Source organism: Burkholderia seminalis DSM 23518, from assembly GCF_902832885.1.
GTDB lineage: Bacteria > Pseudomonadota > Gammaproteobacteria > Burkholderiales > Burkholderiaceae > Burkholderia > Burkholderia seminalis.
In genome coordinates, this window is sequence record NZ_CADFDK010000015.1 from 22,033 (window position 1) to 41,984 (window position 19,952).

At 68.3% G+C, this 19,952-nt stretch carries 18 protein-coding genes; 8 read left to right on the plus strand and 10 right to left on the minus strand.

Annotated elements, in window-relative coordinates; genetic code table 11:
- Window positions 1–65 precede the first annotated feature (65 nt).
- Window positions 66–833: an enoyl-CoA hydratase gene (locus HWX00_RS30860; RefSeq protein ID WP_059560510.1), complete on the plus strand. Its 768-nt coding sequence runs from the start codon at window positions 66–68 to the stop codon at window positions 831–833.
- 51 nt (window positions 834–884) lie between these two features.
- Here HWX00_RS30860 and fdhD read toward each other — a convergent pair whose 3' ends face one another.
- Window positions 885–1,739 (minus strand): formate dehydrogenase accessory sulfurtransferase FdhD, encoded by an 855-nt coding sequence (gene fdhD / locus HWX00_RS30865; RefSeq protein WP_059560508.1) that lies wholly within the window; start codon window positions 1,737–1,739, stop codon window positions 885–887.
- 114 nt (window positions 1,740–1,853) lie between these two features.
- Here fdhD and HWX00_RS30870 point away from each other — a divergent pair, with 114 nt between their 5' ends.
- On the plus strand, window positions 1,854–2,336 hold the full coding sequence (locus HWX00_RS30870) for a nitrate reductase associated protein (protein WP_034189010.1): 483 nt from the start codon (window positions 1,854–1,856) through the stop codon (window positions 2,334–2,336).
- 36 nt (window positions 2,337–2,372) lie between these two features.
- Here the strand turns inward: HWX00_RS30870 and HWX00_RS30875 are convergent, their stop codons facing one another.
- Window positions 2,373–2,768: an acyl-CoA thioesterase gene (locus HWX00_RS30875; RefSeq protein WP_049032057.1), complete on the minus strand. Its 396-nt coding sequence runs from the start codon at window positions 2,766–2,768 to the stop codon at window positions 2,373–2,375.
- A gap of 173 nt (window positions 2,769–2,941) precedes the next feature.
- Between HWX00_RS30875 and HWX00_RS30880 the strand changes: the two genes are divergently transcribed.
- Window positions 2,942–4,813: an ABCB family ABC transporter ATP-binding protein/permease gene (locus HWX00_RS30880; RefSeq protein WP_059560505.1), complete on the plus strand. Its 1,872-nt coding sequence runs from the start codon at window positions 2,942–2,944 to the stop codon at window positions 4,811–4,813.
- Window positions 4,814–4,865: 52 nt separating this feature from the next.
- Here HWX00_RS30880 and murU read toward each other — a convergent pair whose 3' ends face one another.
- A complete protein-coding gene (murU, locus tag HWX00_RS30885) occupies window positions 4,866–5,585 on the minus strand; it encodes an N-acetylmuramate alpha-1-phosphate uridylyltransferase MurU (RefSeq protein WP_175027334.1) in 720 nt (239 codons plus the stop codon).
- Window positions 5,586–5,607: 22 nt separating this feature from the next.
- Entirely contained in the window at window positions 5,608–6,657 is a 1,050-nt protein-coding gene (locus HWX00_RS30890; RefSeq protein WP_059560502.1) for an aminoglycoside phosphotransferase family protein, read from the minus strand.
- A 223-nt stretch (window positions 6,658–6,880) separates the two neighbouring features.
- Here HWX00_RS30890 and HWX00_RS30895 point away from each other — a divergent pair, with 223 nt between their 5' ends.
- From HWX00_RS30895 to rsmA, 4 genes are read left to right on the plus strand one after another with little or no spacing between them, the layout of a single operon-like run.
- Window positions 6,881–9,241, plus strand: a complete 2,361-nt coding sequence (locus HWX00_RS30895; protein WP_034189015.1) for an LPS-assembly protein LptD — start codon at window positions 6,881–6,883, stop codon at window positions 9,239–9,241.
- Between the two features lie 51 nt (window positions 9,242–9,292).
- Window positions 9,293–10,651, plus strand: a complete 1,359-nt coding sequence (locus HWX00_RS30900; RefSeq protein ID WP_069706270.1) for a peptidylprolyl isomerase — start codon at window positions 9,293–9,295, stop codon at window positions 10,649–10,651.
- Window positions 10,652–10,662: 11 nt separating this feature from the next.
- The gene (gene pdxA / locus HWX00_RS30905; RefSeq protein WP_034189017.1) at window positions 10,663–11,652 is read left to right on the plus strand and encodes a 4-hydroxythreonine-4-phosphate dehydrogenase PdxA; all 990 of its coding nucleotides are present in this window, start codon (window positions 10,663–10,665) and stop codon (window positions 11,650–11,652) included.
- A 44-nt stretch (window positions 11,653–11,696) separates the two neighbouring features.
- Window positions 11,697–12,524, plus strand: a complete 828-nt coding sequence (rsmA, locus tag HWX00_RS30910; RefSeq protein ID WP_034189018.1) for a 16S rRNA (adenine(1518)-N(6)/adenine(1519)-N(6))-dimethyltransferase RsmA — start codon at window positions 11,697–11,699, stop codon at window positions 12,522–12,524.
- A gap of 89 nt (window positions 12,525–12,613) precedes the next feature.
- Here rsmA and HWX00_RS30915 read toward each other — a convergent pair whose 3' ends face one another.
- Window positions 12,614–13,549, minus strand: a complete 936-nt coding sequence (locus tag HWX00_RS30915; protein WP_124671106.1) for a DMT family transporter — start codon at window positions 13,547–13,549, stop codon at window positions 12,614–12,616.
- Window positions 13,550–13,897: 348 nt separating this feature from the next.
- Here HWX00_RS30915 and gloA point away from each other — a divergent pair, with 348 nt between their 5' ends.
- Entirely contained in the window at window positions 13,898–14,281 is a 384-nt protein-coding gene (gene gloA / locus HWX00_RS30920; RefSeq protein WP_034189019.1) for a lactoylglutathione lyase, read from the plus strand.
- 108 nt (window positions 14,282–14,389) lie between these two features.
- On the opposite strand, the gene HWX00_RS30925 is transcribed toward gloA, so the two are convergent.
- The 5 genes from HWX00_RS30925 to glyQ are packed head-to-tail and all read right to left on the minus strand — an operon-like array spanning window position 14,390 to window position 19,832.
- Window positions 14,390–15,277 carry a M48 family metallopeptidase gene (locus tag HWX00_RS30925; RefSeq protein WP_034189020.1) on the minus strand — a complete coding sequence of 296 codons (888 nt, stop codon included), beginning with the start codon at window positions 15,275–15,277 and terminating at the stop codon, window positions 14,390–14,392.
- Between the two features lie 46 nt (window positions 15,278–15,323).
- On the minus strand, window positions 15,324–16,088 hold the full coding sequence (locus HWX00_RS30930; protein ID WP_034189021.1) for a lysophospholipid acyltransferase family protein: 765 nt from the start codon (window positions 16,086–16,088) through the stop codon (window positions 15,324–15,326).
- A 43-nt stretch (window positions 16,089–16,131) separates the two neighbouring features.
- Window positions 16,132–16,695, minus strand: coding sequence for a D-glycero-beta-D-manno-heptose 1,7-bisphosphate 7-phosphatase (gene gmhB / locus HWX00_RS30935; protein ID WP_034189022.1), 564 nt, complete (start codon window positions 16,693–16,695; stop codon window positions 16,132–16,134).
- 10 nt (window positions 16,696–16,705) lie between these two features.
- Window positions 16,706–18,805 carry a glycine--tRNA ligase subunit beta gene (gene glyS, locus HWX00_RS30940; RefSeq protein ID WP_034189023.1) on the minus strand — a complete coding sequence of 700 codons (2,100 nt, stop codon included), beginning with the start codon at window positions 18,803–18,805 and terminating at the stop codon, window positions 16,706–16,708.
- Between the two features lie 22 nt (window positions 18,806–18,827).
- Window positions 18,828–19,832, minus strand: a complete 1,005-nt coding sequence (gene glyQ, locus HWX00_RS30945) for a glycine--tRNA ligase subunit alpha (protein ID WP_006477868.1) — start codon at window positions 19,830–19,832, stop codon at window positions 18,828–18,830.
- Between the last annotated feature and the right edge of the window lie 120 nt (window positions 19,833–19,952).

Consider the following 19,952-nt stretch of genomic DNA (forward strand, 5'->3'; position numbering starts at 1 on the left):
GTGCGCGGGCCACGAGCTCTCGCACCGTTTTTTCATTCCGATAGAGGAAAGTCAAGGAGACGGTTGTGGCCGAAATTCAAGTGGAACGCGCCGAAGGCGTGATGACGATCACGATCGCGCGCCCGGCGAAGAAGAACGCGCTGACGGCGGCGATGTACCAGACGATGGCCGATGCGCTCGCCGACGCGCAGGAAGACAAGGCGATTCGCGTGATCCTGCTGCGCGGCAGCGACGGCAATTTCAGCGCGGGGAACGATCTCGAGGATTTCCTGAAGTCGCCGCCGAAGGACGACACCGCGTCGGTGTTCCAGTTTCTCGCGCGGATCAGCAGCGCGAGCAAGCCGATCGTGGCCGCGGTGCCGGGCCTCGCGATCGGCGTCGGCGTGACGATGCTGCTGCACTGCGATCTGGTCTACGCGGCCGACACCGCGACGTTCTCGCTGCCGTTCGCGCAGCTCGGGCTTTGCCCGGAAGCCGCGTCGAGCGTGCTGCTGCCGCGCCTGGCCGGCCATCAGGTCGCCGCCGAGAAGCTGCTGCTCGGCGAGGCGTTCGACGCGCTGGAAGCGCACCGGATCGGCATCGTCAACCGCGTGCTGCCGGCGGCCGAGCTCGACGCGTTCGCGGCGAAGCAGGCGGCCAAGCTCGCGGCGCTGCCGGCGTCGTCGCTGCGGGTGACGAAGGCGCTGCTGAAGGAGACGGGCGGCGTGGCGACGTCGGCGCGGATGGCCGAGGAAGCGGGCCACTTCGCCGCGATGCTGCGCGCGCCGGAAGCGCGCGAGGCGATGACGGCGTTCTTCGAGAAGCGCAAGCCGGATTTTCGTCAGTTCGACTGACGGAGCAGGCCGTGCCGGCGGCGGATCGCCGGCCCGCGCCCGCGCTTGCGGTCACGCCGTGCCGTAGTCGACGTAGCCGGTTTCGCGGCAGAAGCTGACGAGCCGCAGGCCGGCCGCCTTCGCGATCTCGATCGCGAGCGACGACGGCGCGGAGATCGTCGCGACCAGCGGGATGCCTACTCGCGCGGCCTTGCGCACCAGCTCGTAGCTCGCGCGGCTCGACAGGAACACGAAACCGTCGGTGGCGTCGGCGCGCGACAGCACGAGCGAGCCGATCAGCTTGTCGAGCGCGTTGTGGCGGCCGACATCCTCGAATGCCATCCGGATCGCGCCTGTTGCATCGCACCACGCGGCCGCGTGCAGGCCGCCGGTCAGTTTCGTGAGCGCCTGGTGCGACGGCAGCCCGTGCGCCGCGCGCGCGAGCGCGTCGGGCGCGAGGCGTGCCAGAAAGCCGGTGTCGGGCACGCGCTCCGGCGCGAGGTCGAGCAGGTCGATGCTTTCGATCCCGCATACGCCGCAGCCGGTGCGCCCGGCGAGCGCGCGGCGCCGGTCCTTCAGCGCGGCGAATGCCTGCTGGACGACCTCCAGATGCACTTCCGCATGCGGCAGCGGTGCATCGGCGTGCAGGATCACCTCGATGTCCTTGATGTCGCTGCCGCGCGCGACGATCCCTTCCGAGATCGCGAAGCCGACCGCGAACGCCTCGAGGTCGCACGGCGTACACATCATCACCGCGTGCGAAATACCGTTGAACACGAGCGCGACCGGCCATTCCTGGCCCACGTGGTCGTGCGCGGTTTCCACGGTGCCGCCGCGCGTGCGGCGCACGGGCAGTTCGATCGCGCCGCGCGGTTCGTCGCGCAGCGCGTCGCGCGGTTGATCGATCTTGGTCGGATTCACGAGCACTCCCGTTGATTCGAGGCACGGCCGGCGACAATCGTGCCGCCGCCCGCGCGCAGAGGTTCTAAAATACCCCAGGCAGGCCGGCCGCGCCGGCATCCGCCACGTCAGGTAACGACCATGGGACTCAGCGACGCTCCGTTGCTCTTCAACTTCGAACACGATTCGTCGGAAAACTTCACGTACATCCCGATGATCGTGCGTTTCAATCTCGACCGCTTCGGTCTGCGGATTTCGCTCGAACAGTGGCAATTGTTGCCGCTCGAGGACCGCAAGCTGCTCGCGCGCTTCCCGGCCGACGACGACACCGCGATCGAGCCCAACTTCGATCATGCGCTGTTCGAAATGCTGCGCACGCATGCGGATCTGGAACCGTCATGGTTCCAGCCGGACGAGCAGCCGGCCTGGCGCACCGTCGACGCGGTGCCGGAATCGCTCGTGCAGCAGAGCGCGCTGGCCGGGCTGACCGCGCCCGCGCTCGCGCAGTGGCAGCGGCTCGCGCCGTTCCAGCGCTACGTGCTGGTGAAGCTGTCGCGCAAGCCGAAGCTGAATCACGATTTCCTGCCCGCGATGCGGGAGTTCGGGCTGACGGCCACGCACTGACGCGGCCATGCGCCGCGCGGCCGCGGCGCGCGCCGGTCAGAGCGGCGGCAGTGGCCGCGGCTTGCGGTCCGTGCCGGTCGCGACGTACGTGAGCGTCGCTTCGGTGACCTTCACGACTTCGCCCATCAGGCGCATGCGCTGCGCGTACACCTCGACGTCGACCGTGATCGACGTGTTGCCGGTGCGCATGATGGTGGCATAGAAGCTCAGCAGGTCGCCGACGAACACCGGCTGCTTGAACACGAACGAGTTGACCGCGACCGTCGCGACGCGGCCGTTCGCGCGCTGGCTCGCGGGGATCGAGCCGGCGATGTCGACCTGCGACATGATCCATCCGCCGAACACGTCGCCGTGGACGTTCGCGTCGTGCGGCTGCGGGACGACGCGCAGCGCGGGCTGCTTCTGCGGGAGTTCGAGGGTCGAATCGGTCATGACGGGGGCTTTCATCCTGTAATAAATGGGCCGCCGCGCGCAGGCGGGCCGGCGAGGCCGCCGGCAGCGGCGCGAAGCGGCTTCTGCGACAATACAACGTTCGCAAATTGTACGAGAAAGCGCGCGAGCCGGCCGTCGAACCACGTGCCGTGCCTCGCCACAGAGACTCCCCCATGCGCCGATTTCCTGCTTCCGGCGAGCCCGCGCCGGCTTCGACCGGGCCTCGCAACGACTGGCAGACCATCCGGTCGCTGCTGCCGTACCTGGCCACCTACAAATGGCGCGTCGCGCTCGCGCTCGGCTGCCTGATCGGCGCGAAGGTCGCGAACCTCGGCGTGCCGATCGTGATGAAGCGCATCGTCGACCACCTGTCCTACGTGCAGCAGATCACCGCGCTCGGGCGCGCCGAGCAGTCGGCCGGCATCGTGCTCGCGGGCGGCGTCGGGCTGCTGGTCGTCGCGTATGCACTCGTGCGGCTGTCGACGTCGCTGTTCACCGAGCTGCGCGAGATCCTGTTTTCGAAGGTCACCGAAAGCGCGGTGCGCCAGCTCGCGCTGCAGGTGTTCCGGCACCTGCACGGGCTGTCGCTGCGATTCCATCTCGAACGCCAGACGGGCGGCATGTCGCGCGACATCGAACGCGGCACGCGCGGCATCCAGCAACTCATTTCGTATTCGCTGTACAGCATCCTCCCGACGCTCGTCGAGGTCGGGCTCGTACTCGGCTTCTTCGTGGTCAAGTACGAGGCCTATTACGCGTACGTGACGTTCGCGGCGCTGGTCACGTACATCGTGTTTACCGTGAAGGTCACCAACTGGCGCACGCATTTCCGCCGCACGATGAACGAACTCGATTCGCGCGCGAACTCGCGGGCGATCGATTCGCTGATCAACTACGAGACGGTGAAGTACTTCGGCAACGAGGAGTGGGAGGCGCAGCGCTACGACGAGAACCTCAAGCGCTACCGCAAGGCCGCGATCCGCTCGCAGAACTCGCTGTCGGTGCTGAACTTCGGCCAGCAGGCGATCATCGGCACCGGGCTGGTGTTCATCCTGTGGCGCGCGACGCAGGGCGTGCTCGCGGGCAAGCTGACGCTCGGCGATCTCGTGCTGATCAACACGTTCATGCTGCAGCTGTACATTCCGCTGAACTTCCTCGGGGTCGTGTATCGCGAGCTGAAGCAGAGCCTCACCGACATGGACCGGATGTTCGGGCTGTTGTCGGCCGCGAAGGAAGTGGCCGACCGGCCCGATGCGCGGCCGCTCGCGGTGGCCGGCGCGCAGGTGCGCTTCGAGCACGTGAACTTCGCGTACGAGCCGGCGCGGCCGATCCTGCACGACGTGACGTTCACGATCGATGCGGGCACGACGACCGCGGTGGTCGGCCACAGCGGTTCGGGGAAATCGACGCTGTCGCGCCTGCTGTTCCGTTTCTACGATCTCGACCGCCAGGCGGGCGGCGCGATCCGGATCGACGGCCAGGACATCCGCGACGTCACGCAGGATTCGCTGCGCGCGTCGATCGGGATCGTGCCGCAGGACACCGTGCTGTTCAACGACTCGATCTACTACAACATCGCGTACGGCCGGCCGACCGCGACGCGCGACGAGGTGGTCGCGGCGGCGCGCGCCGCGCACATCCACGATTTCATCGAAAGCCTGCCGAAGGGCTATGACACGCCGGTTGGCGAGCGCGGGCTGAAGCTGTCGGGCGGCGAGAAGCAGCGCGTCGCGATCGCGCGCACGCTGCTGAAGGATCCGCCGGTGCTGCTGTTCGACGAGGCGACGTCGGCGCTCGATTCGCGCTCGGAGCGCGCGATCCAGCACGAACTCGACCAGATCGCGCGGCATCGCACGACGCTCGTGATCGCGCACCGGCTGTCGACGGTCGTGCACGCGCAGCAGATCCTCGTGATGGATCACGGCCGGATCGTCGAGCGCGGCACGCACGACGAACTGGTGCGCGCGGACGGGTTGTATGCGCAGATGTGGGCGCTGCAGCAGCAGCGCGCGGCGGCCGGCGGCGAGGAGGCCGAGGCCGTGTAACAACGGGCGGCGCTGCACGACGCGCTGTCGTGCGGGGCGGCCCGCCGTCCGGTCAGCCCGCGGCGCGCAGCCGCGCGTCGAGCTCGCCGAGCTGCGCGGGCGTGCCGACGTTCTCCCAGATACCTTCGTACAATTCGCCGGTCGCGCGGCCGGCTTCGATCGCCGCGCGGTAGTACGGCGTCAGCGCGCGCCGCGTGCCGGGCACGAGATCGCGGAACATCCGCGTGTCGTACAGGCCGATGTTGCCGAATGTGACGCGCGCGGCGCCGTCGAGCGCGAGGCGGCCATCGCCGCCGAGCGCGAAATCGCCGGCCGGGTGGAACGGCGGGTTTGGCACCATCACGAGGTGCATCGCGGGCGTATCGAGCGTGGCCATCCGCGCGGCGTCCGGCGCGAGCGTCCGGTAGTCGAACGCGCAGTACACGTCGCCGCTGACCGCCGCGAACACGGCCGGCTGCCCGTCGCGCTCGATGAGCGGCAGCGCCTGCGCGATGCCGCCGGCCGTTTCCAGCGCGTCGCCCTCGGCGGAATACGCGAGCCGCACGCCCCAGCGCGAACCGTCGCCGAGCGCGGCTTCGATCTGCTCGCCGAGCCACGCGTGGTTGATCACGATCGTCTCGATGCCCGCGCGTGCGAGCGCCTCGATCTGCCACACGATCAGCGGCTTGCCGCCGGCTTCGAGCAGCGGTTTCGGGCGGGTGTCGGTCAGCGGGCGCATCCGTTCGCCGCGCCCGGCGGCGAAGATCATCGCCGTGGTCAGGGTAGTGCTCATGTTCGACTGGGCGTGAGGACGGTCAGAACGTATAGCCGACGTCGGCCGGCGCGTTGCCCTCGAGCTCGTCGAGCAGCTTCGCGAACGGCACGAGCGGGCGGTAGCGCAGCGCGACCTTGCGCGCATAGGTCAGGAAGCGCGGCAGGTCGTTCAGGTAGTGCGGCTTGCCGTCGCGGTAGTTGATGCGCGCGAACAGGCCGAGCACCTTGATGTGGCGCTGCAGCCCCATCCATTCGAGCTGGCGGTAGAACTCGCCGAAATCGGGATCGACCGGCAGGCCGGCCTTTTTCGCCTTTTCCCAGTAGTACGCGAAGCAGTCGAGCTCGAACTCCTCGTCCCAGCTGACGAACGCGTCGCGCAGCAGCGACACGACGTCGTACGTCAACGGCCCGTAGACGGCGTCCTGGAAGTCGAGCACCCCCGGATTCGGCTCGCAGACCATCAGGTTGCGCGGCATGAAATCGCGCAGCATGAAACCCTGCGGCTGCGCATGGGCGCTCGCGACCAGCAGCGCGAACGTGCGGTCGAGCGTGCCGCGCATCGCGTCGGTGACGGGCTTGCCGAGATGACGGCCGACGAACCATTCGGGCAGCAGCTCCATTTCGCGGCGCAGGAACGCTTCGTCGAACGGCGGCAGCACGTCGGGTTTCGACGTGAGCTGGAAGCGGATCAGCGCGTCGAGCGCGTCGCGCATCAGCGGCCGCGCGGCGACCGGGTCGGCCGGGTCGAGCACCGAGATGTACGACGTGCGGCCGAGGTCCGTCACGAGCATGAAGCCCGCGTCGAAATCGTGGGCCAGCACGTCCGGTACGTGGTCGCCGGCCGCGGCGAGCAGCTGCGCGACCTGGACGAATTCCCGGCACTTCTCGGGCGGCGGCGCGTCGACGGCGATCAGCGTGCCGCCGGGGCTCGCGGCCGAGGCGACACGGAAATAGCGGCGGAAACTGGCGTCCGACGACGCGGGCGCGAGGGTCGACAGGTCGAGGGCATAGCGCTCGGCGAGCGGTTGCAGCCACGCGGTCAGGGCGTCGAGGCGGGCGTCGGGCTGGGATGCGGCGGATGGGGGCGTCATGAAACTCGGCGGAGGGGGGAACGTCTTGCCATATAATACCCCACGACTTTTTTGACGCGCCCCGCGTCAGCTTCCGCCGTGCAGGCCCGCTGCCTGTCGCGCCGCCCGCCCGATCGCCTCCCCGGTTTGCGCTCAGCCGCAGTCGCGGTGCGACGGCGCGGCCCGCCGTGCGCGCATGTGCCGTGAAGGCGCGGTTGACAAGGGGCGATTCGCCAAACGATAGATGCCGCCCAAACCGCTATTCCCGAATGTTTTCCCCGGTGACGGGGCGCCGCGCAAACGGCGGCTCGCGCTCGCGCTCCTGGCCGTGCCCGGCCTCGTGCCGGCCGTGTCGTACGCGCAGCTGTCGGGTGCGGCCGCGCAGCCGCAGCCGCTCGACTCGCCGTGGGATCTGCGCCTCGCGCCCCAGCTCGAGGATCATCCGCTGAAGGACGGCGCGAAGCCGGCCGCCTTCGTGATCGCCGACCACACGAGCGGCACCGCCGAGCAGGACCTCGCCGCCAAGGGCTCCGCCGAGCTGCGGCGCGGCGACGCCGTCGTGAAGGCCGACGCGCTCCACTACGATCAGGATACCGACATGGCCGATGCGTACGGCCAGGTCAAGGTGATCAATGGCGGTACGTCGTTCGCGGGCCCCGAGGCGCACCTGAAGATCGAGGCGAACCAGGGCTTCATGACGGCGCCGAAGTACCACTTCAACATGACGGGCGGCTCGGGCAGCGCCGAGCGCGTCGACATGGTCGACAACGAGCGCTCGGTGTTCGTCAACGGCACCTACACCGCGTGCCAGTGCTCGACGAACCCCGCGTGGTACATCAAGGGCAGCCGCTTCGACTTCGATACGGGCGCCGACGAAGGCACCGCGCGCAACGGCGTGCTGTTCTTCCAGGGCGTGCCGATCTTCGCGAGCCCGTGGATGACGTTCCCGCTGTCGGGCGAGCGGCGCAGCGGCCTGCTGCCGCCGACGTTCTCGGTGAACTCGAGCAACGGCTTCGAGCTGACGCTGCCGTACTACTTCAACATCGCGCCGAACCGCGACCTGACGCTCACGCCGCGCATCATCTCGCGGCGCGGCGTGATGACCGAGGCGACGTTCCGCTACCTGTCGCCGTCGTATTCGGGCACCTTCACGGCCAACTACCTGCCGGACGACCGGCTCGAGCACCGCAACCGCTACGCGATCTACTGGCAGCACCAGCAGAACTTCGGCGGCGGTTTCGGCGGCTACGTCTACTACAACAAGGTCTCGGACAACACGTATCCCGAACAACTGGGTTCGATGAACCAGTTCATCAACGGGACGCAGACGTTGTACCAGCAGGAGGCGGGCCTCACGTACAACAACGGTCCGTGGTCGGTGCTCGCGCGCTACCAGCACTGGCAGACGCTGCCGCCGTCGATCGCGCCGTACAGCCGCGAGCCGCAGTTGAACGTGAAGTACACGAAGTACAACGTCGGCGGCTTCGACTTCGGCGCGGAAGCCGATTATTCGCGGTTCCGCATCACGACGGCCGACGCGACCGAAGGCGACCGCATCGTCTTCAACCCGTATATCGCGTACGGCGTGTACGGCCCCGGCTACTTCGTCGTGCCGAAGGTCCAGTATCACTTCGCGTCGTACGACCTGAACTACCTGTCGTCGACCACGCCGAACAACCCGAAGCGCTTCACCGAGTCGATCCCGACCGTGACCTTCGATTCGGGCCTGATCTTCGATCGTTCGGTGCGCCTGTTCGGCCAGGACTTCATCCAGACCCTCGAGCCGCGCCTGTACTACGTGTACACGCCGTATCGCAACCAGTCGAACGCGCCGCTGTTCGACACCGCGGAATCGGATTTCGGCCTCGCGGAGATCTACCAGCCGAACACGTTCGTCGGCAACGACCGGATCGCCGACGCGAACCGGATCACGGCCGGCCTGACGTCGCGCTTCATCGATCCGCGCACCGGCGACGAGCGCGCGCGTTTCGTGATCGCGCAGCAGTACTACTTCGCCGATCAGCGCGTCACGCTGAACCCCGGGCAGAGCGCCGTGCTGGCGCGCCATTCGGACCTGATCGTCGGCGCCGCGCTGAAGCTCGGCTCGGGCTTCATGTCGGAGACGGCGTTCCAGTACAACCAGAACAACAACCAGCTCGTGAAGTCGAGCGTCGGTTTCGGCTACAGCCCGGGCGAGCGCCGCGTGATCAACGTCGGCTATCGCTACACGCGCACGAACACCACGCTCGACAACCAGCCGATCAACCAGTTCCTGGTGTCCGCGCAATGGCCGCTCACGCGCCGCCTGTATGCGATCGGCCGCTTCAACTACGATCTGGCCGGCGATCGCGTGGTCGACGGTCTGGTCGGCTTACAATACGACGCGGATTGCTGGGCGCTCGGGGTCGGGGTGCAACGGGCGGCGAACGGCATCAATTCGTCGGGACAGCAGAACTCGTCGACGCGATTCATGATGCAGCTGACGCTCAAGGGCCTGTCGACCGTCGACAACGGCCTCGTGTCGGCATTCCGCGCCGGGGTACCGGGCTACACGCCGCTGCCGCCGCCGCCGCCGCCGATGTCCCGCTTCAGCAACTACGAGTAACGCCGGCTTGTCTGCACCGGTCAGCACGATTTCAATGGAGTTTCAGTGGCAATGAAGAAAAACCTTCGTTTCGCGGCAGTCGTGTCCAGCCTCGCCGCGTCCGCCGCGCTGCTCGCCGCCGCGCCGGCCGCGGCGCAGGCGCTCGGTTCGCCAGGTGCGCAGCTCGCCGACGAAGTCGTCGCGGTCGTCAACAACGACGTGATCACGGGCCGCGAACTCGACCAGCGTGCCGGCCTGATCGCCCGCCGGCTGCAGCAGCAGAACGCGCCCGTGCCGCCGACCGACCAGCTGCGCGCGCAGGTGCTGAACCAGATGGTGCTCGAGCGTATCCAGGTGCAGAAGGCGAAGGACGACGGCATCCGCATCGACGACGCGACCGTGCAGTCCACGCTGCAGCGTCTCGCGCAGGCGAACGGGATGACGCTCGAGCAGTACCGTGCGCGTCTCGAGGCGCAAGGCGTGCCCTGGAGCATCTTCACGAGCGATGCACGCACCGAGCTGATGCTGTCGAAGCTGCGCGAGCGCGAGGTCGACGGCAAGATCACCGTGTCGGACGCCGAAGTCGCGAACTACATCGCGAGCCAGCGCGGGCCGAACGCGTCGCAGCAGCAGGACCTGCGCTTCCAGCACATCTTCATCAAGGCGCCGACCAACGCGCCGCAGGCCGACATCGAGGCCGCGCAGAAGAAGGCCGAGGCGCTGCTGCAGCAGGCGAAGTCCGGCGCCGACTTCGAGCGCCTCGCGAAGAACAACTCGGAAGCGAACGACGCGAAGAAGGGCGGCGACCTCGGCTTCAAGGCGCCGAGCGCGCTGCCGGCCGACGTCGTCGACGCCGCCTCGAAGCTGCGCCCGGGCCAGGTCAACCCGACGCTGATCCGCGTGCCGGACGGCTTCGAGATCGTGCGTCTCGTCGACCGCCGCCAGAGCCAGGGTGCGACCGCCGCCGCGCCGAAGATCGTCCAGACGCACGTGCGCCACATCCTGCTGCGCGTCGGTGAAGGCAAATCGGAAGGCCAGGCGCGCCAGCAACTGGTCGACATCCGCAACCAGATCGAGGCCGGCGGCGATTTCGCGAAGTTCGCGCGCACCTACTCGCAGGACGGTTCGGCGTCGCAGGGCGGCGATCTCGGCTGGATCAGCCCGGGCGAGACCGTGCCGGAATTCGAGCGGGCGATGAACAGCCTGCAGGACGGCCAGGTCAGCCAGCCGATCCGCACCGAGTACGGTTACCACCTGATCCAGGTGCTGAACCGCCGCGAAGCGGAAGGGTCGGTGCAGCAGCAGATGGACATCGCCCGCCAGGCGATCGGCCAGCGCAAGGCCGAGCAGGCCTACGCCGACTGGCTGCGCGAACTGCGCGATTCGTCGTACGTTCAGTACAAGATCGGCGGCGTCGCCCCGGCGAACTGAGCGAGCTTCGGATGACCACGCCCGCGCTGCAGATCGCGATCACGACCGGCGAACCCGCGGGGGTCGGCCCGGAGCTGACCGTGCAGGCGCTGCGTGACGCCGCGCAGCGCTGGCCCGACGCGCATTTCACCGTGCTCGGCGATGCGGCGCTGCTCGACGCGCGTGCGGCGGCCGTCGGCGCCGAGCGCACCGTGCTGGCCGGCGGTGCACCGGTATCGGTCGCGCACCACGCGCTGGCCGTTCCCGCGCGGGCAGGTACGCTGGACGCGGCGAACGGCCGGTACGTGCTCGGGCTGCTCGACGCGGCGATCGACGGCGCGCTGGCCGGCCGGTACGACGCGATCGTGACCGCGCCGCTGCAGAAGAGCACGATCAACGATGCGGGCGTGCCGTTTACCGGCCATACCGAATACCTGGCGGAGCGCACGCATACGCCGCGCGTCGTGATGATGCTGGCGGGCACCGGCGACAAGCCGCTGCGCGTCGCGCTCGCGACGACGCACCTGCCGCTGAAGGATGTGTCCGCCGCGCTGACGATCGACGGTCTCGTCGAGACGCTCGCGATCATCGACCGCGACCTGCGGCGCGACTTCGGCCTCGCCGCGCCGCGCATCCTGGTGACGGGCCTGAACCCGCACGCGGGCGAGAACGGTTATCTCGGCCGCGAGGAGATCGACGTGATCGCGCCGGCGCTGGCCCGTGCGAACGCGCTGCGCATCGACGCGCGCGGCCCGTATCCGGCCGACACGCTGTTCCAGCCGCGCCATCTGGCCGATGCCGATTGCGTGCTCGCGATGTTCCATGACCAGGGCCTGCCCGTGCTGAAGTATGCGACCTTCGGCGAGGGCATCAACGTGACGCTCGGGCTGCCGATCATCCGTACGTCGGTCGATCACGGTACCGCGCTCGATCTGGCCGGCACGGGTCGCGCCGATCCGGGCAGCATGATCGCCGCGCTCGATACGGCCGTCACGATGGCGCGCCATCGCCGCGCGGCCTGACGCGGCCTCACCTCTTTCGTCGTATTTTTCGTCTTACTCAGTCGATGTCGAACAGCAGACAGCATCAAGGCCATTTCGCGCGCAAGCGCTTCGGGCAGAACTTCCTCGTCGATCACGGCGTGATCGATTCGATCGTGGCGACGATCGGCCCCGCGCGCGGCCAGCGCATGGTCGAGATCGGCCCCGGGCTCGGCGCGCTGACCGAGCCGCTGATCGAGCGCCTCGCGACGCCCGAGTCGCCGCTGCACGCGGTCGAGCTCGACCGCGACCTGATCGGCCGCCTGCAGCAGCGCTTCGGCGCGCTGCTCGAGCTGCATGCGGGCGACGCGCTCGCGTTCGACTTCCGTTCGCTGGCGGCGCCCGGCGACCAGCCGTCGCTGCGCATCGTCGGCAACCTGCCGTACAACATTTCCAGCCCGCTGCTGTTTCACCTGATGACGTTCGCCGATGCGGTCATCGACCAGCATTTCATGCTGCAGAACGAAGTCGTCGAACGGATGGTCGCGGAGCCCGGCACGAAGGCGTTCTCGCGCCTGTCGGTGATGCTGCAGTACCGCTACGTGATGGAAAAGATGCTCGACGTGCCGCCGGAATCGTTCCAGCCGCCGCCGAAGGTCGATTCGGCGATCGTCCGGATGATTCCGTACGAGCCGCACGAACTGCCGGACGTCGATCCCGTGCTGCTCGGCGAAATCGTCACCGCCGCGTTCTCGCAGCGCCGCAAGATGCTGCGCAACACGCTCGGCGACTATCGCCAGACGATCGATTTCGATGCGCTCGGTTTCGATCTCGCGCGTCGTGCCGAGGACGTGAGCGTGGCCGAATACGTCGGCGTCGCGCAGGCGCTCGCGGCAGTGCGCAAGGCCGGCTGACGCGCGGCGCGCGAAGCCGGACCGCAGGTGACGAAAGGGCTGCCCGACGGGCAGCCCTTTTCATTGCACGCGTGTATGTGGCCGGTCGCCTACGCCCGCCTGCGCGGCGGCGCGTTGACGAGCGCGATGCCGGCCAGCACGAGCGCGGCCGCGGACATGAAGCGCCAGCCGACCGACTCGCCGAGCAGCAGCACGCCGAACGCGACGCCGAACAGCGGCGACAGGAACGTGAAGACGGACAGCCGCGACGCACTGTAGCGCGTCAGCAGCCAGAACCACGACAGGTAGCTGACGAACGCGACGATCACCGACTGGTACGCGAGGCTCGCCACCGCGATCGGCGTCACGTGCGCGAACGACACCTGGCCGAACAGCGCGGCGAGCGCGACCAGCACGACCGCCGACACCGCGAGCTGGTAGAACAGCGTCTTGCTCGCGCTCGCCCGCGCGAGCGCCGTCGAGCGCACGACGACCGTCGTCGCGGCCCACATCGCGCCGCCGAGAATCCCGAGCGCGTCGCCGGCCAGCCCGGCCAGCACCGAAGCGCCGGGCGCGCGCGGCGTCAGGAAGCCGTCCGCGAACGCGAGCGCGATGCCGGCGAACGCGAGGCCGACGCCGGCCCATTGCGTGCGCTGCAGCCGCTCGCCCGGTGCGAACAGGTGCAGGCCGAGCGCGGTGAAGCACGGCGCCGTGTACAGGAAGATCGCCATGTGCGATGCGCTCGTCAGCGTGAGCCCGAAGAACACGCAGATGAATTCGCCGGCAAACAGCGCACCGGCCGCGAGGCCCGCGCCGAACGTGCCGTCGGCCCGGAACAGCGGTGTGCCGCGCGCGCGGGCCCAGCCCCACAGCAGCGCGGCGGCGATCACCGAGCGCAGCCCGGCCTGGAACATCGGCGCGATCGCGGCGTTCGTGTACTTGATCGCGACCTGCTGGAAACCCCAGATCGCGCACAGCAGCAACATCAGGCCGGCGGCGCGCAGGTCGAGCGCGCGGCGCACGTGGGCGGCGGCGAGTGGGGTCATCGGCGCGCCTCGCTCGATCGGGACGGCGGCAGCGAGGCCGGGCGGGCGGCGCGTCGGGCGCGCTCGAATTGGCGGTTTCGCACGGCAGTGTGGCGTCAGGGAAGGGTGGGTGGTCGCGTTCGGGTGGTGCGTGGCATGCCCGCTTTTGGTGCGAAGTGGAGGGATGTTACCCGATCGGCACGATCGACGGGGCGAGCCGGACCGTGCCGTTTTCCGCCATTGCGCGCGTGCCCCGATGCGCGGTATCGGCCGCCCGGTCTAGGCGCCCCCGGCTAGGCGCCCCCGGCGAGTTTCACCCGACTCTGGTAGAGTTTCCGGTTCTGGAAAGTCCCCACAGGAGTACAAGACATGCGTTTGCTGCATACGATGCTGCGAGTTGGCGATCTCGACCGCTCGATCAAGTTCTACACCGAATTGCTCGGCATGAAGCTGCTGCGTCGCGAGGATTATCCGGAAGGCAAGTTCACGCTTGCGTTCGTCGGCTACGAAGACGAACGCACCGGCACCGTGATCGAGCTGACCCACAACTGGGATACGCCGTCCTACGATCTCGGCAACGGCTTCGGCCACCTGGCCGTGGCGGTCGAGGATGCGTACGCCGCGTGCGAGAAGATCAAGGCGCAAGGCGGCAAGGTCACGCGCGAAGCAGGCCCGATGAAGCACGGCACGACCGTGATCGCGTTCGTCGAGGATCCGGACGGCTACAAGATCGAGTTCATCCAGAAGAAGTAAGCGCCGGACGAACGGGCCGCCGCGTGCGATGCGCATGGCGGCAAAAAGGGCGATGCGGGGTGACCCGCATCGCCCTTTTGCATCGACGGCGCTGCCGCGCGCGTCATGTCAAAGCGACGGCAGCAGCTCGGGCGGGTGGTGCTTGAGCGTGTGCCGCGCTTCGCGGAACTCGGGGAAGATCGATTCGACGGTCTGCCAGAAGGCCGGGCTGTGGTTCATCTCGCGCAGGTGCGACAGCTCGTGCGCGACGACGTAGTCGATGATCGACATCGGGAAATGGATCAGCCGCCAGTTCAGGCGGATCTTGCCGTCGCTCGAGCAGCTGCCCCAGCGCGTCGCGGCCGACGACAGCGCGTACATCGAATACGTGACGCCCAGTTTTTCCGCGTAGACCGGCAGGCGTTCGCCAAAGATGCGTTTCGCCTCGCCCTGCAGCCAGCCCTGCACGCGATCCTTGATCTGCTGCATGTCGGCCTGCACGGGCAGTGGCAGCGACAGCCGCAGCGCATCGGCGTCGAATGCGACGGCGCCCGCGCCGAGCGCGATCGTCACCGTCTTGCCGAGATACGGCAGCTGCGCGCCGTCGCGCCAGTCGATCTGCGGCAGCGCGCGCTGTTCGGTGCGCGTCTTCCACTCCGCGAGCTTCGCGAAGATCCAGCGCTGCTTCTCCGAGATCGCCGCTTCGATGTCGGCGAGCGTGACCCAGCGCGGCGCGGTGATCGACAGCCCGCTGCCGTCGATCGTGAAGCCGATCGTACGGCGTGCCGACCGCTTCAGCCGGTATTCGAGCACGCGGCTGTCGAGCGCGAACGTGCGCACGCGCGAGCGGTCGGGTGCCGCGCCCGGAGCGGGCGGGGCGGTGGGAGCGGCTTCAGGCGGCGCCGGCGGCGTGGCGGGCGCCGACGGTGCGGCGGCCGGCCCGTCGAAGAGCGGCAGATCCATCTGGCGATGATCGAGGGCCACGACGGCAGGCCGTGGCCGCGGACGCTGTTTCATCAGTTCGCTTCTTTTTGTCGTACGCAACGGCTGCAATCCGGGGGCTTCAGGCACGCGCGGCATCGCGCGTGCCGGCATTGCCCGCCTGGCGATAGGAATCGGGATCGATGCGGCGCATTTCCGCTTCGATCCATGCTTCGACCTGCGAGTTCAATGCATCGGGCGTCAACCCGTCGCTGGGGATCGGCTTGCCGATCGACACGGTGACGATACCCGGAAATTTCGTGAACGAGTTGCGCGGCCAGACCCGACCTGCATTGTGCGCGATCGGCACGACCGGCGTGCCGGTTTCGATCGCGAAGCGTGCGCCGCCCGTCTTGTACTTGCCCTGCTTGCCGACCGGCGTGCGCGTGCCTTCGGGGAACATGATCATCCAGGCGCCTTCCGACAGGCGCTTCTTGCCCTGGCGGATCACCGACGCGAACGCGTTCTTGCCTTCCTTGCGGTTGATGTTGACCATGTGCAACATGCCGAGCGCCCAGCCGAAGAACGGCACGTACAGCAGCTCGCGCTTGAACACGTAGCAGAGCGGCTTCGGCATCAGCGCCGGAAACGCGAGCGTCTCCCACGCCGACTGATGCTTCGACAGCAGCACGGCCGGGCCGTCGGGCAGGTTTTCCATCCCCTCGATCCGGTAGCGGATGCCGTTCAGCCAGCGCACGACCCACAGGGTCGACTTGCACCAGCCGGCGGCCATCCAGTAGCGCGCGTCGGGGCGCATGAACGGGAACGCGATGAAGCACGCGGTGGCGTACGGCACCGTGTACAGGATGAAGTAGATCAGCAGCAGCAGGGAGCGGACGAAGCGCATCGGCGTGAGTCTGGTGTGAGGGAGGATGCGCGCGGCTGCCGCATCACTCGTGTTCGTGTGAAAGAAAGTCGAGCGCGAACGCGCGCAGGTCGTCATGGACCTTCGTGCCGGGCGGCAGGTTGCCCGCGGCGAGCGTCTTCTTGCCCTTGCCGGTCAGCACGAGGTGCGGCTGGAAGCCGACCGCGACGCCGGCCTGCAGGTCGCGCAGCGAATCGCCGACCACCGGCGTGTGACCGGGATCGATCTCGAAGCGCTCGGCGACCATCTGCATCATGCCGGGTTTCGGCTTGCGGCAGTCGCAGTGATCCTCGGCCGTGTGCGGGCAGAAGAACACCGCGTCGATGCGCGCGCCGACCGCGGCCGCCGCGCGATGCATCTTCAGGTGCATCTCGTTGAGCGCGGCCATGTCGAACAGCCCGCGACCGATGCCGGACTGGTTGGTCGCGACGACCACGCGATACCCCGCGTGGTTGAGCCGGGCGATCGCCTCGAGGCTGCCGGGCAGCGCGATCCATTCGTCGGGCGTCTTGATGAACGCATCCGAATCGACGTTGATCACGCCGTCGCGGTCGAGGACGACGAGCTTTCGGTTGGGGCTGATCGGCATCGTGCGGCCCTTATGCGGCGAGCTTCGAGATGTCGGCGACGCAGTTCATCTGCTGGTGCAGCGCGGACAGCAGCGCGAGACGGTTGGCTCGCAGTGCCGGATCTTCCGCATTGACCATCACGTCGTTGAAGAACGTGTCGACCGGCGCGCGCAGCGCGGCGAGCGCCGACAGCGCGCCCGTGTACGCGCGCGCCTCGAGCTGCGACTGCACGTGCGGCGTGACGGCCGCGAGCTGTTCGTGCAGCGCCTTCTCGGCGGCCTCGACGAGCAGCGCCGGCTGCACCGTGCCGTTCGCGCCGCCTTCCGACTTCTTCAGGATGTTCGAGATCCGCTTGTTCGCGGCCGCGAGCGCTTCGGCTTCCGCGAGGCGCGTGAATTCGCGCACCGCGTCGAGGCGCGCGACGAGATCGTCGACGCGCGTCGGGTTCAGGCTCAGCACCGCGTCGATTTCGCCGGCCGAATAACCGCGCTCGCGCAGCAGGCCGCGCAGGCGATCCATGAAGAACGCGAGGATCGCGTCGGTCGATTCGGCGACGCCCGGCACGCCTTCGAAGCGCGCGTGGGCCGTGCGCAGCAGCGACACGAGATCGAGCGGCAGCTGCTTCTCGAGCAGCAGGCGCAGCACGCCGAGCGCGTGGCGGCGCAGCGCGAACGGGTCCTTCTCGCCGGTCGGCGCGAGGCCGATGCCCCAGATGCCGACGATCGTCTCGAGCTTGTCGGCCAGCGCGACGGCCGTCGACACGGGCGTGGTCGGCAGCGCGTCGCCGGAGAAGCGCGGCTGGTAGTGCTCGGCGCACGCGAGCGCGACGTCGTCGGCTTCGCCGTCGTGGCGCGCGTAGTACGTGCCCATCGTGCCCTGCAGTTCGGGGAACTCGCCGACCATGTCGGTCAGCAGGTCGGCCTTCGCGAGGCGCGCGGCGCGCTTCGCGTGCGCGGCGTCGGCGCCGATCGCGGGCGCGATCTCGCCGGCCAGCGCCTCGAGGCGCTCGACGCGCGCGAGCGCCGAGCCGAGCTTGTTGTGATACACGACGTTCGCGAGTTGCGGCACGCGGTCGGCGAGCGGCTTCTTCTTGTCCTGCTCGAAGAAGAACTTCGCATCGGCGAGGCGCGGGCGCACGACGCGCTCGTTGCCTTCGATGATCTCGCCCGGCGTCTTCGTCTCGATGTTCGACACGATCAGGAAGCGCGAGCGCAGCTTGCCGGCGACGTCGGTCAGCGCGAAATACTTCTGGTTCGTCTGCATCGTGAGGATCAGGCATTCCTGCGGAACCTGCAGGAATTCGTCCTCGAAGCGGCACGGGTAGACGACCGGCCATTCGACCAGCGACGTCACTTCGTCGAGCAGCGATTCGGGCATCACGACGGTATCGCCGTTCGCGTGTTCGTTCAGTTGCGTGCGGATCGTTTCGCGGCGATCGGCGAAGTGCGCGATCACGCGGCCCTTGTCGCGCAGCGTGTCGGCGTACGCGCGCGCATGCTGGATCGCGACGAGGCCGTCGGACAGGAAGCGGTGGCCGAGCGTGGTGTCGCCGGCATCGACGCCGAACGCGGTGACGGGCACGATGCGGTCGTCGTGCAGCACGGTCAGGCGATGGACCGGGCGCACGAACTTCACGTCGGAGCCGTCCGGGCGCTGGTACGTCATGAACTTCGGGATCGGCAGCTTCGCGAGCGCTTCGTCGAGCGCGGCCTGCAGGCCGTCCGCGAGCGTGGCGCCGGCCGCAGAGTAGTTGATGAAGAACGCTTCGGCCTTGCCGTCCTGCGCGCGCTCGAGATCGGCGATCGACAGGTTCGGGTGGCCGAGCGCCGCGAGCTTCTTCGCGAGCGGCGCCGTCGGCTTGCCGTCGGCGTCGAGTGCGACCGACACCGGCAGGACTTTTTCGCGGACCTGCTTGTCAGGCGCGACGGCGCGCACGTTCTGCACGACGACGGCGAGGCGGCGCGGCGTGGCGTAGCGTTCGAACACGAGTTCGCCTTCGACGAGGTCGCGCGCCGCGAGGCGTTGCGCGAGACCTTCCGCGAATGCGTCGCCGAGGCGCGCGAGGGCCTTCGGCGGCAGCTCTTCGGTCAGCAGTTCGACGAGCAGGGGGGCGGGATGATTGTGCGTCATGGTTGGAATGATTCTCGTCTCGTCAGTCCTGATCGATCTTGCGTTCGACCTTGAGCGGCGGCGCCCATGCCGGCTGCGCGGCGTCCTGGGCGTCGGTGGTGAGGCCCGGCACGCCCGGCGGGTTGCCGAGCATCGGGAAGCCGAGCTTCTCGCGCGAGTCGTAGTAAGCCTGCGCGACGAGACGCGACAGTGCGCGGATGCGGCCGATGTACGCCGCGCGCTCGGTGACCGAGATCGCGCCGCGGGCGTCGAGCAGGTTGAACGTGTGGCCGGCCTTCAGCACGAGCTCGTACGCGGGCAGCGCGAGCTGCGCGTCGATCATCTTCTTCGCTTCCGCTTCGTAGCTGTTGAAGAACGTGAACAGCAGGTCGACGTTCGCGTGCTCGAAGTTGTAGGTCGACTGCTCGACTTCGTTCTGGTGGTACACGTCGCCATACGACAGGCGGCGCAGCTCGGGGCCGTTCGGGCCCTGCTCTTCCCACTCGGTCCACACGAGGTCGTACACGTTCTCGACCTTCTGCAGGTACATCGCGAGGCGTTCGAGGCCGTACGTGATCTCGCCGAGCACCGGCTTGCATTCGAGGCCGCCGACTTCCTGGAAATACGTGAACTGCGTGACTTCCATCCCGTTCAGCCACACTTCCCAGCCGAGCCCCCACGCGCCGAGCGTCGGGTTTTCCCAGTCGTCCTCGACGAAGCGCACGTCGTTCTGCTTCAGGTCGAAGCCGAGCGCTTCGAGCGAGCCGAGGTACAGGTCGAGGATGTTTTCCGGCGCCGGCTTGAGCACGACCTGGTACTGGTAGTAGTGCTGCAGGCGGTTCGGGTTCTCGCCGTAGCGGCCGTCCTTCGGGCGGCGCGACGGCTGCACGTACGCGGCGCGCCACGGCTCGGGGCCGACCGCGCGCAGGAACGTGTGGACGTGCGACGTGCCCGCGCCGACTTCCATGTCGATGGGCTGGAGCAGGGCGCAACCCTGCTTGTCCCAGTAGGACTGCAGCGTCAGGATGATTTGCTGAAACGTAAGCATGAAGAGCCTTCGTGGCGCTGGCGCTCCGTTGCGGGCGGCGCTCCGGGCGGGGCCCGGAGGGTCGGCTCGCGCGGCGGCGCGGCTTGTTAGTGTGCTGAAACGCGTAATTTTACCGGATCG

Coding starts and splice junctions, on each gene's coding strand:
- HWX00_RS30900 (WP_069706270.1), top strand. CDS start 9,293: ATGAAGAAAAACCTTCGTTTCGCGGCAGTCGTGTCCAGCCTCGCCGCG.
- pdxA (WP_034189017.1), top strand. CDS start 10,663: ATGACCACGCCCGCGCTGCAGATCGCGATCACGACCGGCGAACCCGCG.
- HWX00_RS30870 (WP_034189010.1), top strand. CDS start 1,854: ATGGGACTCAGCGACGCTCCGTTGCTCTTCAACTTCGAACACGATTCG.
- rsmA (WP_034189018.1), top strand. CDS start 11,697: ATGTCGAACAGCAGACAGCATCAAGGCCATTTCGCGCGCAAGCGCTTC.
- HWX00_RS30925 (WP_034189020.1), bottom strand. CDS start 15,277: ATGAAACAGCGTCCGCGGCCACGGCCTGCCGTCGTGGCCCTCGATCAT.
- HWX00_RS30930 (WP_034189021.1), bottom strand. CDS start 16,088: ATGCGCTTCGTCCGCTCCCTGCTGCTGCTGATCTACTTCATCCTGTAC.
- HWX00_RS30895 (WP_034189015.1), top strand. CDS start 6,881: ATGCCGCCCAAACCGCTATTCCCGAATGTTTTCCCCGGTGACGGGGCG.
- HWX00_RS30875 (WP_049032057.1), bottom strand. CDS start 2,768: ATGACCGATTCGACCCTCGAACTCCCGCAGAAGCAGCCCGCGCTGCGC.
- glyQ (WP_006477868.1), bottom strand. CDS start 19,832: ATGCTTACGTTTCAGCAAATCATCCTGACGCTGCAGTCCTACTGGGAC.
- HWX00_RS30915 (WP_124671106.1), bottom strand. CDS start 13,549: ATGACCCCACTCGCCGCCGCCCACGTGCGCCGCGCGCTCGACCTGCGC.
- glyS (WP_034189023.1), bottom strand. CDS start 18,805: ATGACGCACAATCATCCCGCCCCCCTGCTCGTCGAACTGCTGACCGAA.
- gmhB (WP_034189022.1), bottom strand. CDS start 16,695: ATGCCGATCAGCCCCAACCGAAAGCTCGTCGTCCTCGACCGCGACGGC.
- HWX00_RS30880 (WP_059560505.1), top strand. CDS start 2,942: ATGCGCCGATTTCCTGCTTCCGGCGAGCCCGCGCCGGCTTCGACCGGG.
- murU (WP_175027334.1), bottom strand. CDS start 5,585: ATGAGCACTACCCTGACCACGGCGATGATCTTCGCCGCCGGGCGCGGC.
- gloA (WP_034189019.1), top strand. CDS start 13,898: ATGCGTTTGCTGCATACGATGCTGCGAGTTGGCGATCTCGACCGCTCG.
- HWX00_RS30890 (WP_059560502.1), bottom strand. CDS start 6,657: ATGACGCCCCCATCCGCCGCATCCCAGCCCGACGCCCGCCTCGACGCC.